General features: G+C 73.0%; 13 protein-coding genes and 1 riboswitch. All 13 genes read left to right on the top strand.

The window, feature by feature from the left end:
• Window positions 1-13 precede the first annotated feature (13 nt).
• Window positions 14-976, top strand: coding sequence for a UbiA prenyltransferase family protein (locus tag DEJ43_RS24515; RefSeq protein ID WP_015036076.1), 963 nt, complete (start codon window positions 14-16; stop codon window positions 974-976).
• Window positions 973-1,950 (top strand): lysylphosphatidylglycerol synthase domain-containing protein, encoded by a 978-nt coding sequence (locus DEJ43_RS24510; protein WP_015036075.1) that lies wholly within the window; start codon window positions 973-975, stop codon window positions 1,948-1,950. The genes DEJ43_RS24515 and DEJ43_RS24510 overlap by 4 nt, the downstream gene beginning before the upstream one ends.
• Window positions 1,947-3,377: an aspartate aminotransferase family protein gene (locus DEJ43_RS24505; RefSeq protein WP_015036074.1), complete on the top strand. Its 1,431-nt coding sequence runs from the start codon at window positions 1,947-1,949 to the stop codon at window positions 3,375-3,377. Before DEJ43_RS24510 ends, DEJ43_RS24505 begins: the two co-directional genes overlap by 4 nt.
• Window positions 3,371-4,417, top strand: coding sequence for an NAD-dependent epimerase/dehydratase family protein (locus DEJ43_RS24500; protein ID WP_015036073.1), 1,047 nt, complete (start codon window positions 3,371-3,373; stop codon window positions 4,415-4,417). The genes DEJ43_RS24505 and DEJ43_RS24500 overlap by 7 nt, the downstream gene beginning before the upstream one ends.
• Before the next feature lie 12 nt (window positions 4,418-4,429).
• Window positions 4,430-5,473: a glycosyltransferase family 2 protein gene (locus DEJ43_RS24495; RefSeq protein WP_015036072.1), complete on the top strand. Its 1,044-nt coding sequence runs from the start codon at window positions 4,430-4,432 to the stop codon at window positions 5,471-5,473.
• Window positions 5,466-6,584 carry an endonuclease/exonuclease/phosphatase family protein gene (locus DEJ43_RS24490; protein WP_015036071.1) on the top strand — a complete coding sequence of 373 codons (1,119 nt, stop codon included), beginning with the start codon at window positions 5,466-5,468 and terminating at the stop codon, window positions 6,582-6,584. Before DEJ43_RS24495 ends, DEJ43_RS24490 begins: the two co-directional genes overlap by 8 nt.
• Complete coding sequence (locus DEJ43_RS24485; RefSeq protein WP_015036070.1) at window positions 6,581-7,579, top strand: endonuclease/exonuclease/phosphatase family protein; 999 nt, start codon at window positions 6,581-6,583, stop codon at window positions 7,577-7,579. Before DEJ43_RS24490 ends, DEJ43_RS24485 begins: the two co-directional genes overlap by 4 nt.
• Entirely contained in the window at window positions 7,579-8,544 is a 966-nt protein-coding gene (locus tag DEJ43_RS24480) for an aldo/keto reductase (RefSeq protein WP_015036069.1), read from the top strand. The genes DEJ43_RS24485 and DEJ43_RS24480 overlap by 1 nt, the downstream gene beginning before the upstream one ends.
• A complete protein-coding gene (locus DEJ43_RS24475; RefSeq protein ID WP_015036068.1) occupies window positions 8,534-10,630 on the top strand; it encodes an MMPL family transporter in 2,097 nt (698 codons plus the stop codon). The genes DEJ43_RS24480 and DEJ43_RS24475 overlap by 11 nt, the downstream gene beginning before the upstream one ends.
• Window positions 10,631-10,720: 90 nt before the next feature.
• Window positions 10,721-11,704 (top strand): helix-turn-helix transcriptional regulator, encoded by a 984-nt coding sequence (locus DEJ43_RS24470; RefSeq protein WP_015036067.1) that lies wholly within the window; start codon window positions 10,721-10,723, stop codon window positions 11,702-11,704.
• A gap of 114 nt (window positions 11,705-11,818) precedes the next feature.
• On the top strand, window positions 11,819-12,082 hold the full coding sequence (locus DEJ43_RS24465; RefSeq protein WP_150161828.1) for a DUF3311 domain-containing protein: 264 nt from the start codon (window positions 11,819-11,821) through the stop codon (window positions 12,080-12,082).
• The gene (mctP, locus tag DEJ43_RS24460; protein WP_015036065.1) at window positions 12,079-13,701 is read left to right on the top strand and encodes a monocarboxylate uptake permease MctP; all 1,623 of its coding nucleotides are present in this window, start codon (window positions 12,079-12,081) and stop codon (window positions 13,699-13,701) included. The genes DEJ43_RS24465 and mctP overlap by 4 nt, the downstream gene beginning before the upstream one ends.
• Window positions 13,702-13,785: 84 nt before the next feature.
• Complete coding sequence (locus DEJ43_RS24455) at window positions 13,786-14,286, top strand: GNAT family N-acetyltransferase (RefSeq protein ID WP_041662854.1); 501 nt, start codon at window positions 13,786-13,788, stop codon at window positions 14,284-14,286.
• 54 nt (window positions 14,287-14,340) lie between these two features.
• Window positions 14,341-14,472, top strand: a riboswitch (cobalamin riboswitch).
• Window positions 14,473-14,600: the final 128 nt, after the last annotated feature.

Here is a 14,600-nt window from a genome sequence, read left to right as displayed (position 1 = left end):
CAGGAGTCCGTTCATGGCCACGCCCACGCTCACCGGCCGCCAGGCGCCCCCCACGCGTCCGCCGGCCTCCCGCCCTCCCAGTCGTCTCACCGACCTCGTCTCCCTCGTCCGGCCCCACCAGTGGACGAAGAACCTGGTGGTCGTGCCCCTCGGGCTGCTCGGCGCACCCCGCCTCGACGGTGCCGCGCTCGGCGGCGCGGCCGCCGGAATCGGTGTCTTCACGCTCGCCTCCGCCCTGATCTACCTGGTCAACGACGTCGGCGACCGGGACAGGGACCGGCGGCACCCGGAGAAGCGGCACCGGCCGATCGCCGCCGGGCGGATCGGTCTCGCGACCGCCGTCTCGTTCGCCGCCGCCCTCGCCGTCCTCCTCGCGGGGACGGTCGGTCTGACGGTGCTCACCGGCACGGCCTCGCTCGTGGACTGGTGGCCGGTCGGCGCGTACGTCACGCTCAACGCCGCGTACAGCAAGGGGCTCAAGCACGTCCCGCTGCTCGACGTCTTCATCGTCGCCCTCGGTTTCGTGCTGCGGCTCGCGCAGGGCTGCCTGGCCTCGGGGAACCCGGTGCCGAGCTGGCTCGCGCTCTGTGTCTTCTCCCTCTGCCTGCTGCTGATCCTCGGCAAGCGCCGCCACGAGATGGCGGTCGGCGGGGTGCTGCACCGCCCGGCGCTGCGCGGCTACACGCTCGGCTTCCTCGACCAGCTGCTCGCCTTCACCGCGGTGCTCACGGCCGTCAGCTACGTCCTGCACGTGCGGGACAGCCCGGTCTTCGGGTCGCACGGCCCGCTGGTCGCCGTGCTCACCGCCCCGTTCGCGCTGTTCGGGCTCGCCCGCTACCTCCAGCTCCTGGTGGTAGACGCGGGGGGCGGAAATCCCTCGCGGGCCCTGTTCAGCGACCGGATGACGGTCTCCAACGCCCTGCTCTGGTCGGCGCTGCTCGCCGGCGCGTGGCCGCTCAGCCACCTCGGGTCATGACCGCGACGACCGTCGCGCCGCCCGCCGCGGCCGAGACGCCGCCGGTCCGGCGCGGGCCGCTGCGCCGCGCCCTGCCCGTGCTGTTCCCGGTCGCCGTCGTCGCCGGCATCGGTTTCGCCCTGCACGGGCGGGCCGGTGAGCTCGCCGCCCTCGTCCTGCGCCCGGGCGCCGTCCCGTACCTCCTCGCGGCCCTCGCCGCCAACGCCCTGGCCGTGCTCTGCTCGATGGCGACCTGGCGGACCCTGCTCGCCGACCTCGGTCCCGGCGTGCCCGGCCGGACCGCGACCCGGATCTACTTCACCTCCTACCTCGGCAAGTACGTGCCGGGTGCCGTCTGGGGCGTCCTCGCCCAGCTGCGGATGGGCGGTGCGGCGGGGGTGTCCGCGCCGGTGGTGCTCGCCGTCTTCCTGCTCAATCTGATCGTGGCCGTCCTCACCGGTCTCGCCGTCGGCCCCATCGCCGCGCCCTGGACGATCGGCGCCGAGGCCTGGTGGCTGGTGCTTCCGGGCGCGGTCACCCTCGTCCTGGCGGTACGGCCCGGGCTGCTGCACCGGCTTGCCGCGGCCGCCGCCCGGCTGGCCCGGCGGCCGGCGCCCGCCGCCCGGGCGAGCGACCGGGGCGTGCGGCGGGCCCTCGCGGCCGCCACCGCCTCCTGGGCGGCCGGCGGACTGCACCTGTGGGCGCTGGCCGTGATGCTCGGCGCCCCGCCGCTGACCGCGCTGCCGGTCTGCGTGGGCGGCTTCGCCCTTGCCACCGCCGCCGCCAGCCTCGTGGTGGTGCTGCCGGACGGCTGGGGTGCCCGCGAGGCCCTGCTGCTCCTGGCGCTGACCGCCGTACTGCCCTGGCAGGAGGCGACCGCCGTCGCCGTGGCGAGCCGGGTGGTCTGCACGCTCAGCGAGGTCCTCACCGGAGGCGCCGCCCTCCTCCTCACCCTGCCCCGTCGCTCCCCCACCGACCCGAAGGAACGGACATGACCGCCCTCTACTCCGTCGACGACTGCGAGTCGCTGACGACCAAGCAGGTCCACGGCCTGTACAAGGACCACGTCAACAAGAGCCAGGTCTCCCTGATGACCTCCTTCGGCTTCGGCCAGGAGCTCGTCGAGAGCGCCGAGGGCGTCTGGATCACCCAGCGCGACGGCCGCCGCGTGCTCGACTTCACCGGTGGTGTCGGGGTCCTCAACCACGGCCACAACCACCCCCGGATCCTCGCCGCGCGGCAGCGCTTCCAGGAGCGCAAGAGCATGGAGGTCCACAAGACGTACTTCTCGCCGTACGTCGCGGCCCTCGGCCACAACCTCGCGGAGCTGCTGCCCGGCGACCTGAACATGTCGTTCTTCCCGAACTCCGGCGCGGAGGCGGTCGAGGGCGCGGTCAAGCTGGCGTACAAGTACCACGGCGGCCGGCGCTCCCGGGTGCTGCGGTCCGACATCTCGTTCCACGGCAAGCTGCTCGGCTCGGGCAGTCTGACCGGCCAGAACCAGTCCGGGTTCCAGTTCCCGGGCATCCCTGGCGTGGAGATCTTCCGGTACGGGGACCTGGACTCGGTCCGCACGCTGGTCGCCGGGCTCCGCACCGGCAAGGGCGAGTCGGACGTGTACGCGATCCTGATCGAGCCGCTGTCGGCGTCCACGATGAACGAGTGCTCGGAGGAGTTCCTGCGCGGGCTGCGGGAGTTGTGCACCGCCGAGGACATCGTGCTGCTCTTCGACGAGATCTACACCGGCTGGGGCAAGACGGGCACCCTCTTCCACTTCATGCGGTACGAGGGTCTGGTCCCCGACATCCTCACCACCTCGAAGTCCTTCGGCGGCGGCAAGTCCTCCATCTCCGCCTTCGTGGCCCGCGAGCCGGTCTTCCGCACGGCGTACGACAACCTCACGGACGCCCTGCTCCAGTCGACGTCCACCACCTACTACGGCTTCGGCGAGGAGGCGGTCACCGCGATCGAGGCGGTCAACGTGGCCGTCGAGGACGACTATCCGGCCCGGGCCCGGGACATCGAGCGGATCCTCGCGCCGGGTCTCGCGCGGATCGCCAAGGAGTACCCGGACGTGGTCGCCGAGGTCCGCGGCCACGGCGCCCTGCACGGGGTGTTCCTGCACAAGGGCCCGAAGGTCCTGGAGCTGGTCACGAAGCTGGTGCCGGGCGCGATGACGAAGGACCCGCGCTTCCGCACCAAGCTCATCACCTCGTCGGTGGTCAACGCCCTCTACCGGGACCACGGCGTCTACACGTACTACACGCTCAACGGCGAGAACCCGCTGATGGTCGCCCCCTCGCTGGTCGCCGAGCCGCACGAGGTCGAGTTCTTCCTGGACTGCCTCGACAAGACCCTCGCGCAGGGTCTGCCCCGTCTGCTCACCCGTTTCGTCAAGGAGAAGGTGTCGTCGCTGTGGTAGAGCGCATCGTGGTGACCGGCGGTGCCGGCATGCTCGGATCGACCCTGATCGACCGGCTCCTCGGGGACGGCCGCCAGGTGCACTGCGTGGACCTGCGGGCGCCGCGCACGGAGCACGCGAACCTGACGCACACCGTCTCGGACGTCCGGGACGCGGTGACGATGAAGCGGGTGACGGCGGACGCGGACGTGGTGGTGCACTGCGCGGCCGCGCTGCCCAGCTACCCGGCCGACATGATCCGCTCGGTGATCGTCGGCGGGACGGAGGCGGTCCTGACGGCCGCCGAGGCGAACGCCGTGCCCCGGGTCGTGCACATCTCCTCGACCGCCGTGTACGGGCTGCCGAAGGTGGTGCCCACGCCGGAGGAGCATCCGCGCGAGCCCGTCGACACGTACAGCGCGGCGAAGGCGGAGGCCGAGGAGGTCGCCGAGCGGTTCCGCGGCCGGGGGACGTGCGTGCCGATCCTGCGGCCCAAGACCTTCCTCGGGCCGGGCCGGATGGGCCTGTTCGCGATGCTCTTCGAGTGGGCCGAGGAGGGCCGGAACTTCCCCGTCCTGGGCCGGGGCGACGTCCGCATCCAGATGTTCGACGTGGCCGACCTCGTCGACGCGGTGGTGACCGCGATGGACGCCCCCGCCGGGACCGCCGACGACACCTTCAACCTGGGGGCGACCGAGTTCGGCACGATTCGGGAGGACTTCCAGGCCGTCCTGGACGCCGCCGGACACGGCAAGCGGGTCCGCTCGCTGCCCGCGAAGCCGGCGCTCGCCGCGCTCAGCCTGCTCCAGCGCTCCAGGCTCTCCCCGGTCTACGGGCGGCTGCTGCACAAGCTCCTCGACGACAGCTTCGTCTCCACCGACAAGGCGAGGGACGTCCTCGGCTTCCGGCCGAAGCACTCCAACCAGGACGCGATCCTGCGGACCTTCGCCTGGTGGCGGGGGCAGCAGCGGACCGCCCGCCCCGCGAAGAAGGGCGAGGGCGTCACCAGTGTCGAACCGTGGCGGCAGGGGGCCCTCTCCCTCGCCAAGGTCCTCTTCTAGGAGAACCCGATCATGTCCCTTCCCCTGGTCTCCGTCATCGTCCCCAACTACAACTACGGCCGTTCGATCGGCCTCTGCGTCGAGGCCGCCCTCGCCCAGACGTACCCGAACGTCGAGGTGATCATCGTCGACGACTGCTCCACCGACGACTCGGCGGCGGTCGCCGCCGCGGCCGGCGCGCGGGTGGTCTCCACCGGCGTCAACAGCGGGGTCGCGGTCGCCCGCAACCTCGGCGCGGAACTGTCCTCCGGCGAGATCCTGGTCTTCCTCGACTCCGACGTGGCCATGCACCCGGACGCCGTCGCCAGATCCGTCGAACTGCTCGGCTCCGGGCAGGGGTACGGGGCGATCTGCGGCACCTACGAGCCCGAGCCGCTGATCCGGGACAGCCTGATCGAGGAGTACCGCTCGCTCCAGCAGTACTACCTGCTGCTCAAGTCCGAGGGGGTCATCGACACCGTCCACACCGCGATCCTGGCGATCCCCCGGCGGGTCTTCGACGAGGTGGGCCCGTTCAACCCGATCCTGCGGCACACCGAGGACCAGGACTACGGGCGGCGCATCTCCGAGCGGTACACGGTGCTCAGCTCCCTGGAGGTGCGTGGCCGGCACGACCACGACGACACCGTGCGGATCGTCCTGCGCAAGGTCTTCGCCCGCGCCCGGCTCGCCGTCCCGCTCATCCTCGGCCGGCGGCACCTCCAAGGCGGTTTCGTCACCGGCCCCCGGGCGGGCGCCAGCCTCGCCGCGCCGCTGACGGTCGCCGCGCTGGCCGCGCCGGTGCTGTGGGGGGCGGCGTGGGCACTGCTGCCGCTCGCCCTGTTCGTCCTCGGCGTCTGGGGCGACCTGGACATGTACCGGGAGGTGCGGCGGCACCGGGGGCGGGTCTTCCTCGGGTACTTCGTGGCCGTCAACTTCCTGGTGAACCTGACGGTGTTCGCGGCGATCGGGGTCGCGGGCGTGCAGTGGCTGTGCTCGAAGCGGTTCCGGCACCTGTACGACCCGCGGCCCCGCCCCGAGGCCGCGCGGGTGACCGTGGGTGCCTCCCGTGACTGACACCCTCGCCCCCGTCGACGCCCCGGCCGTACGGGTCTCCCCCGGCCGGCGCCGCGGGGACCGGATCGTGCCGGCCGCCGCCCTCGGCTGGCTCGTGCTGCTGCTGGCCGAGTGGGCGGCGGACGGCCGGATCTGGCTCGGGCACCTGGTGGGCATCGTCCCGCCGGCCGCGTTCGTGCTGGTCCCGCTGCTGCTCGCGGCCCTCGCCCCGCTCGCCCGGGGGGCCGCCCGGTGGCGGAGCCTCGCGGCCGCCGCGCTCGCCCTGGCCGTGGGCTACGGGCAGTCGGGCCTCGACCCGGCGGCGCTGTGGCGGGCGGAGCCGCGGCCGGGTCCTGAGTCGGTGCGGGTCTTCGCCTGGAACACCAACTCGTGGAACCAGCTGCTCGGCACCCAGGACCACTTCTACGCCTTCCTGAAGGCGAAGGACGCGGACGTCTACCTGCTGCACGAGTACCAGCACGTGACCGCCGACCGGAAGGGCCGGCTGCCGATCGACGACCTGGCCCGGCTGCGCCGGGAGTTCCCCGGCCACCAGGTCGTCGTCCGGGGCGAGCTGGTGACGCTCTCCCGCTTCCCGGTCCTGCGGCAGCCCGCCGTGGGGCCGGCCGGGCGGCTGCCGCCGGGCGCGGACTGGCAGGCGGAGTACCGGGAGAGCAAGGTGCTGCGGACGGACGTGCTGGTCAGGGGCAGGACGGTGTCGTTCTACAACGTGCACATGCCGGTGTGGAACAGCATGCCTGACGGGTTGCTTTCGGCCGACTTCTACCGCCACATGCGGGAGCGGTCCGGCCCGCGCCGGGCCCAGTACGCCGGCCTGGAGGCCGACCTGGCGGCCAACCGCAACCCGGTCGTGGTGGCCGGCGACTTCAACGCGACGGCCGCGATGTCCGACCTCGACCCGCTGCGGGAGCGCCTCGCCGACGCGGCGGAGGTGAGCACCGACCCGTACCCGACGAGCTGGGAGGAGGGCGGCTGGAAGCCCTTCTGGCGGACCGACTGGGCGTTCACCGGGAACGGCGCGAAGGCCGAGCGGTACGAGTTCAACCCGCCGGAGAAGCTGTCGGACCACGCGGTGCAGGACCTGTGGGTGTCACTGCCGGGGAACGGATGACGGCGATGGTCCTGTACTGCGCCCTCGCCTGGGCGGTGTTCCTGGCCCTGCACCTCGCGCTCAACGGCCGCTGGTGGCCGTGGCTCGCGGTCTCGCTGCTGCCGCCGGTCGCGCTCGCGCTGGTCCCGCTGGCGCTGCTGGCCGCCGCGGCGGTCACCGGCGGTGGCCTCGCGGCGGTACTCGCCGCGGGCTGCCTCCTGGTGGCCTGGCCACAGAACGGGGTCAACCTCCGCGGGCTCGGACGGCGCGCGGAGGCACCGGGGGGACTGCGGCTGGTGTCCTGGAACACCCAGCACTGGAACCAGGGCGGCGACCCCGACCGCTTCTACGCCTTCCTGCGCTCGCTCGCGGCCGACGTCCTCGTCCTCCAGGAGTACCTGAACGGCTTCGAGGGCGGCGAGGTCTGGGACATCGACGACGAGGAGCGGATCCGGGCCGCGTTCCCCGGCCACCACCTGGCCGTGGCCAACAACGCGGTGACGCTGTCCCGGTTCCCGCCCGCCGGCCCGCCCGTCCCGGTCGGCGCCTGCTCGCTCCGGGTGGACCTGCGGATCGGGGACGGCGTCCTGTCCACGTACAACGTGCACATCCCGGTGCAGCTCACGGTGATGAACCCGCTGCGGCCGGCGTTCCTCCGGGACATGCGGCGCCGGGCGGCGGCCCGCGACCGGGAGTACGCGGCGCTCGTCGCCGACCTGCGGGACAACCCGCACCCGGTCCTGGTGACCGGCGACTTCAACACCAGCGCGGCCATCGGGGACATCCGCCGGATGCCCGGGACCCTGCGCGACGCGATCGGCGCCTGCCGCTCGCTCTGCCCGGCCAGCTGGAACGCCCGGTCGAGGCTGCGGCTGTGGCGGATCGACTGGGCGTTCACCGGCGGTGGCGCCCGGGTCGGCTCGTACCGCTTCCGGGACGCCGAAGGCCTCTCGGACCACCTGGTCCAGGAACTGACCGTGACCGTCCCCCGTACCGATGTGAGGGAGAAGAACTGATGGAGTACACCCGTCTGGGCGGGCCCGAGGGCCCCCGTGTGAGCACCCTGTGCCTGGGCACCCTGCCGTTCGGCACCCGGATCGACGAGGCCACCGCCTTCGCCGTCCTCGACCGCTTCCACGAGGCCGGCGGCACGTTCATCGACACCGCCAACACGTACGCCTTCTGGGAGCCCGGCGCGACCGGCGCCGAGAGCGAGCTGGTCATCGGCCGCTGGCTGCGCAGCCGGGGCGTACGGGACGAGATGGTGCTCGCCACCAAGGTCGGCGCGCTGCCCGACCCGCCGGGTTCCGCCTGGCCGGAGTGCGCGGAGGGGCTCTCCGCCCCGGTGCTGCGGCGCCAGGTCGAGGAGAGCCTGCGGAACCTGGGCACGGACCGGATCGACCTGTACTACGCGCACATCGACGACCGGAGGACGCCGGTCGCCGAGACCATGGGCGCCTTCGGGGAGCTGGAGGACTCCGGGAAGATCGTCCGGGCCGGCTGCTCCAACTTCGCCGCCTGGCGGATCGAGGAGTCGCGGGGCGCGGCGGTCGCCGCCGGGGTGCCGGACTACGCGGCGGTGCAGCAGCGGTACACGTATCTGCGGCCGCGCCCCGGCGCGGAGTTCGGGGTGAACCCGCACGCCTCCGAGGAGCTGCTCGACTACCTGGGGACGCGTCCGGAGCTGACGTTCACGGCGTACACGACCCAGCTGACGGGGGCGTACACCGACCCGGGCAAGGAGGTGCCGGAGCAGTACCGGCACGAGGGCTCGGAGCGGAGGCTCAAAGCCCTCGCGGAGGTCGCCGCGCAGCTCGGGGTGACCGCGAACCAGGTCGTCCTCGCCTGGGCGCTGGGGGGAGAGCTGCCCGTGCTTCCGGTGATCGGGGCGAGCTCGGTGGCGCAGCTCGACGAGACGCTGGGCGCGGTGGGGCTGCGGCTCGACGCGGAGCTGAGGAAGCGGCTCGACGATGTCGACTGAACGGGCCGTGCGGGCCGCCGAGTTCGCCCTGCGTCATCGCCGGGCCTTCGGTTTCGGGTGGCTGCTCGTCCTGCTGCTCGGCGGCGCGGTGGCGGTGGCGGGGCTCGGCCGCCTCGACCAGTCGTTCACCGCGTCGGGCGGGCCGGGCCACCGTGCGAACCAGGCGATCCAGGAGCGGTACGGGAACGGGGCCGCCGTCGCCCCCCTGGTCGCCGTGGTGACCTGGCCGGCGGCGACGGACGTACGGGACACGGCGACCGCGCGGCGGTTCGCGGCGGCGGTCGGGCGGGCGGCGGGCCCGGGCGCGCGGACGGTCTCGTACGCGGACACCGGCGATCCGGGGTTCCTCGGGGCGGACGGCCGCACCGCGTACGCGCTGGTCTACCCGGGCGCCGGGAAGCCCGACCTCGCGGGGCTCACGGCCGTCGAGGAGGCGGCGGGCACCCTGCGCGCGGGGCTGCGGTCGGCGCTGCCGGAGGCCAGGACCGAAGTGACCGGGGTCCTTCCGCTCCAGCACGACAGCGCGGAGGCGGGGCCCGGCCCGGTGGCCCTGGCGGCGAAGGCGGCCTGCGCGCTCGGGCTGCTGCTCCTGCCGGCCCTCGCCTTCCGCTCACCGCTCGGGACCGTGGCGCCGCTGCTGCTCGCCGGGGCGACCTCGGTGGGGGCGCTGGTCCTGGTGGAGGCGGTGGCGGGGTTCACCGAGATCAGCTTCGTCGTGGTGTACCTGGTGCCGGTCACGGCGCTGGTGCTCGCGGTGCACCGCTGGGCGCAGCCGCCGGAGACCGCCGCGCGGTCGGCGGTGACGGCCGGGGCGGCGGGGGCGGCGGCGTGCGCGGCCCTTGCGCTCTTCCCGGCCGCGTTCCTGCGGTCGGTGGGGATCGCGGGCCTCGCGGTGTGGGCACTGAGCACGGCGACGACACTGACCCTCGCACCGCTGCTCCGCTCGGCCCGGCCGACGAAGACGGCGGCACGGGCCGGGAGCCCGCGCGCCGCGAAGGCGGGCCGGGTCCGGCGGCCGCGCGCGGCGACGGGCCCTCTCGCCGCGACGGCGGGGCGGGTCCCGGGCCCTCTCGCCGTGACGGCGGGGCGGGGCCGGTGGCCGCGTGTGCTCCCGGCGGTACTCGGCCTGCTCCCGCTGGTGCTGCTGGCGGGTGCGGCTCCCCTGCTCCGGGTGGGTAATCCCGAGGCGCACACCCTGGTGGCGAGCGGCCCCGCGCGGGAGGGCCTCGACCGGCTGACGGCGGCTGGGCTGCCGTCGGGGGTCCTGAACCCGCTGGAGGTCCTGGTCCCCGAGGGCGCGGACGCGGCGGCGGTGGCCGCGCGGGTGGCCCGGGTGCCGGGGGTACTGCTCGCGGCCGCCCCGCAGGCGGCGGGATGGCGGCGCGGGGGCGCGGCGCTGGTGGTCGTCGTCCCGGAGGCGGAACCGATGACGCCCGGGGGCGCGGCGACGCTGACGTCGGTACGAGCGGCACTCGCGGCCGCCTTCCCGGACGCGGGGCACCCTGAGGCCGCCCCGGGCCCCGCCGCCGCCCCCGGCTCGCGCGACGGCGTCACGGGCGCCGGCGCCGTCGCCCCCCTCGTCGGCGGCTCCGGGGTCGTGGACCGGGATCTCGTGGACGGGGTCTACGGGCTGCTCCCGTACGCCGTCCCGGCCGCCGCCCTGGTGGCCTTCGGCCTGCTGGCCGCACGGGCGGGGGCGGGCGTCGCCGCTCGTGCGGTGTGCGGCGGGGTCCTCGCCGCGGTCGGTTCGGCGGGGGCGCTCGCCGTCCTGTGGCAGTGGGGGCCGCCGGGTACCGGGGCGGTGACGGGCTGGGTGCCGCTGGTGGTGGGCACCTTCGCGTTCTGTGTGTCGATCGACCGCTCGGTCGCCCTGGCGGCGGGCGGGCCGGGGTGGGCGGGTCCGGTGGCGGCGGGCGCCGGGGCGTTCGCGGTGCTGGCCCTCGGGATCGGGCCGCAGGTCGAACTGGCGCTGCTCGTCTCGGGGTTCGCGATGGCGGTGCTGCTCGACGCGCTGACCGGCGGGCGCCCCGGCCGGCCGGTGCCGGAGGTCCGTCCGGTACCCCGGAGTTCACTCCAATTGGTCTAGACCTAGACACCGCCTCCCCTCTACCATCGACGACCGCGATCACGATGGCGATCGATCGCGCGACGGAACGTGACGAGGGGGAGATGACGGATGCTGGAGGCGCTCGGCATAAAGGAGTCGACGGAGGCCGTCTACCGCCTGCTCCTGGAGCGACCCGAGTTCGACGTGACGGAGATGGCCTCCCACCTGGGCCGCCCCGAGGCCGAGGTCCGCGAGGCGCTCGCCTGTCTCGCGGACCTCAAGCTCGTCCTGATGGACGACTCCTCGGGCGAGGTCGAGCCCTTCAACCCGGACGTGGGCTTCTCCTTCCTGCTGTCCCGCGCCGAGGCCGAACTGAGCAAGCGCAAACGCCAGGTCGAACAGGCGGGCCGGGCCGTGGCCGGCATCCTCGCCTCGTACGCGGACCACTCCGAACCGGGCGTCCGGCACGACCTCGTGGACCGGATCACCGGCCTGGACCACGTCCGCGAGCGCCTTGAGGACCTGGCGGCGAACGCCCGCGCGGAGTGCCTCTCGCTCCTCCCGGGCGGGGCCCAGCTCCCGGACACCATGGACGCGAGCCAGCCCCTCGACCAGCTCGCCCTGGAACGCGGGGTGAAGATCCGCTCGATCTACCAGGAGAGCTTCCGCAACGACCCGCCGACCGTCGAGTACGTGCGCTGGTACTGCGACCTCGGCGGCGAGGCGCGGACCGTGCCCGTGGTCCCGATGCTGATGGTGATCGTCGACCGGGAGGCCGCGCTCGTCCCGGTCGACCCCGAGGACGGCCGCGCGGGCGCCCTCGAGGTCCGCAGCCCCGGCCTGGTGCACGCGCTCGTGGTCCTCTTCGACCGGCTGTGGGACGCGGGCACCCCCTTCGGCGAGACCCCGCGCCGCGACGCGCACGACCTCTCGCCGCAGGAGCGGGAGTTGCTGATGCTGCTCGGCATCGGGTGCACGGACGACATCGCCGCCCGGCGGCTGGGGATCTCGCTGCGGACCGTGCGCCGGATGAGCTCCGAACTGATGAACCGGCTCGGTGCGCGCAGCCGCTTCGAGGCGGGGGTGCGGGCCGCCAAGGAGGGCTGGCTCTGAGGGACTTCGACAGGGAATCCCATCCGTTATACGGACAGGGGTTCCATGGAGCGGAAGCGTCCCCTAGATTTCCCCAGCATTACCGAGGTGATCAGCGAGGGGACGGGAATCGCCATGTCAGACGCGCCAGAAGCGACACAAGGGAAACAACCCACCATCACACCCCTGCGGGTGGTGATCGCGCTCTGTCTGTTCGCGCCGTTCGTGGCGATGCTCTGGGTGAGCTCCTACGCCAAGGCCGAGCCGCTCCTCGCGGGCATCCCGTTCTTCTACTGGTACCAGATGCTCTGGGTGCTGATCTCGACCGCGCTCACCATGATCGCGTACAAGCTGTGGCAGCTGGACCAGCGTGCCCGCAAGGGAGGTGACGCGCGATGAAGGACGGCGTGAACGGTGTGGCGCTCGGCGTCTTCATCTTCTTCTTCGTGGCCGTCACGGTCATGGGCTTCCTCGCCGCGCGCTGGCGCAAGGCCGAGAACGAGCACAGCCTGGACGAATGGGGCCTGGGCGGCCGGTCGTTCGGCACCTGGGTGACCTGGTTCCTGCTGGGCGGCGACCTGTACACCGCGTACACCTTCGTCGCCGTCCCCGCGGCCATCTACGCGGCGGGCGCGGCCGGCTTCTTCGCCGTGCCGTACACCATCCTCGTGTACCCGCTGATCTTCACCTTCCTGCCGCGCCTCTGGTCGGTCTCGCACAAGCACGGATACGTCACCACCTCGGACTTCGTGCGCGGCCGCTTCGGTTCCAAGGGCCTCTCGCTGGCGGTGGCGGTCACCGGCATCCTCGCGACCATGCCGTACATCGCGCTCCAGCTCGTCGGCATCCAGGCCGTCCTGGACGTGATGGGGGTCGGCGGCGGCGAGAACACCCACTGGTTCATCAAGGACCTGCCGCTGCTGCTCGCCTTCGGTGTCCTCGCGGCGTACACGTACTCCTCGGGTCTGCGCGCCCCGGCGCTCATCGCCTTCGTCAAGGACACCCTGATCTACATCGTCATCGCGGTGGCGATCATCTACATCCCGATCAAGCTGGGCGGCTTCGACGAGATCTTCGCCAAGGCCGGCGAGGCGTACGCGCAGACCAACCCGGCGACTGGCAAGCCGCGCGGCTCGCTCGTCCCCGGCGAGGCCGGCCAGTGGACGTACGCGACGCTGGCGCTCGGCTCGGCGCTCGCGCTGTTCATGTACCCGCACTCGATCACCGCGACGCTCTCCTCCAAGAGCCGTGAGGTCATCCGCCGCAACACCACGATCCTGCCGCTGTACTCGCTGATGCTGGGCCTGCTCGCGCTGCTCGGCTTCATGGCGATCGCCGCCGGCATCAAGGTGAAGAACGGCCAGCTCGCCATCCCGCAGCTCTTCGAGACCATGTTCCCGGACTGGTTCGCGGGTGTCGCGTTCGCCGCGATCGGCATCGGCGCGCTCGTGCCGGCCGCCATCATGTCGATCGCCGCGGCCAACCTCTTCACCCGCAACATCTACAAGGACTTCATCAAACCGGACGCCACCCCGGCCCAGGAGACCAAGGTCTCCAAGCTGGTCTCGCTGCTCGTGAAGGTCGGCGCGCTCGTCTTCGTCCTCACCATGGACAAGACGGTCGCGATCAACTTCCAGCTGCTCGGCGGCATCTGGATCCTGCAGACCTTCCCGGCCCTGGTCGGCGGTCTCTTCACCCGCTGGTTCCACCGCTGGGCGCTCATCGCCGGCTGGGCCGTCGGCATGATCTACGGCACGGTCGCCGCGTACGGCGTGGCCAGCCCGACCCAGAAGCACTTCGGCGGCTCGTCCGCCGAGATCCCGGGCATCGGCGAGATCGGCTACATCGGCCTCACCGCCTTCGTCCTCAACGTCCTCGTCACGGTCGTCCTCACCTTCGTCCTCAAGGCCGTCAAGGCCCCCGAGGGCATCGACGAGACCTCCCCGGCGGACTACACGGCCGACTCGGGCGACGCGGGCGTCGCGCCCCTGCCGAAGGTCGGCGTGGACAGCCACTGACCCGCACCGGTCCCACGGGGCCCGGGACCTCCGCCGAGGAGGACCCGGGCCTCTCCGGTGTCCGGACGGGGGCACACTTTTCCCATGGACTTCACGATCAGGGCGGTACGGCCCGAGGAGTACGAGGCGCTCGGGGAACTCACCGGGCAGACGTATCTGAACGACGGGCTGCTGCTGCACGGCGAGAACGACTTCTACCTGGACGTGTTGAAGGACACGGCGCGGCGGGCGCGGGAGAGCGAGGTGCTCGTCGCCGCCGACCCGGAGGACGGGATCATCGGCGGCGTGACCTTCGCCCTCGGCGGGACCCCCTGGGCGGACATCGCCGTCCCGGGCGAGGCCGAGTTCCGGATGCTCGTGGTGACGCCGTCGGCCCGCGGCAGGGGCGTCGGAGAGGCCCTCGTCCGCACCTGCGCGGACCGCGCGCGGGGCCTGCCCGAGTGTGCGCGCCTGGTGCTCTCGACCGACGTCACGATGGTCAGGGCGCACCGGATCTACGAGCGGATGGGCTTCGTGCGCACCCCGGAGCGGGACTGGGAGCCGGTACCGGGCCATCGGCTCCGTACCTACGCCCTGGAGTTCTGAGCCGGGGCGCGACACAACATGTGGGGGGTGCCGCGAGCGGCGCCCCCCACATGTATGCTCATCCTCGCTGTCGCCGCAGGGGAATCCGGCGCGAATCCGGAACTGTCCCGCAACGGTGTGCTTCGTACGGATACGACCTGGTCGTACGAGGTGAGTCCGAGGACCTGCCGGCAGCGCGCCCGGTCCGTCCGTTCCGGGTGCCACTGACGTCCGGGCCTCGCGGAGTGGGCCGGCGGAAGCGTCGCGTCCGGCGTTACCGGACGCCCGCCTGCCCGCCTTCCCCCGCCGCGGCCCCGAGCCGAGCGAGGGAGAGC

It is taken from the genome of Streptomyces venezuelae ATCC 10712 (assembly GCF_008639165.1).
Taxonomy (GTDB): Bacteria; Actinomycetota; Actinomycetes; order Streptomycetales; family Streptomycetaceae; genus Streptomyces; species Streptomyces venezuelae.
The sequence above is the reverse complement of the archived record's forward strand: the minus strand, read 5'-3'. Positions and strand labels throughout refer to the sequence as shown.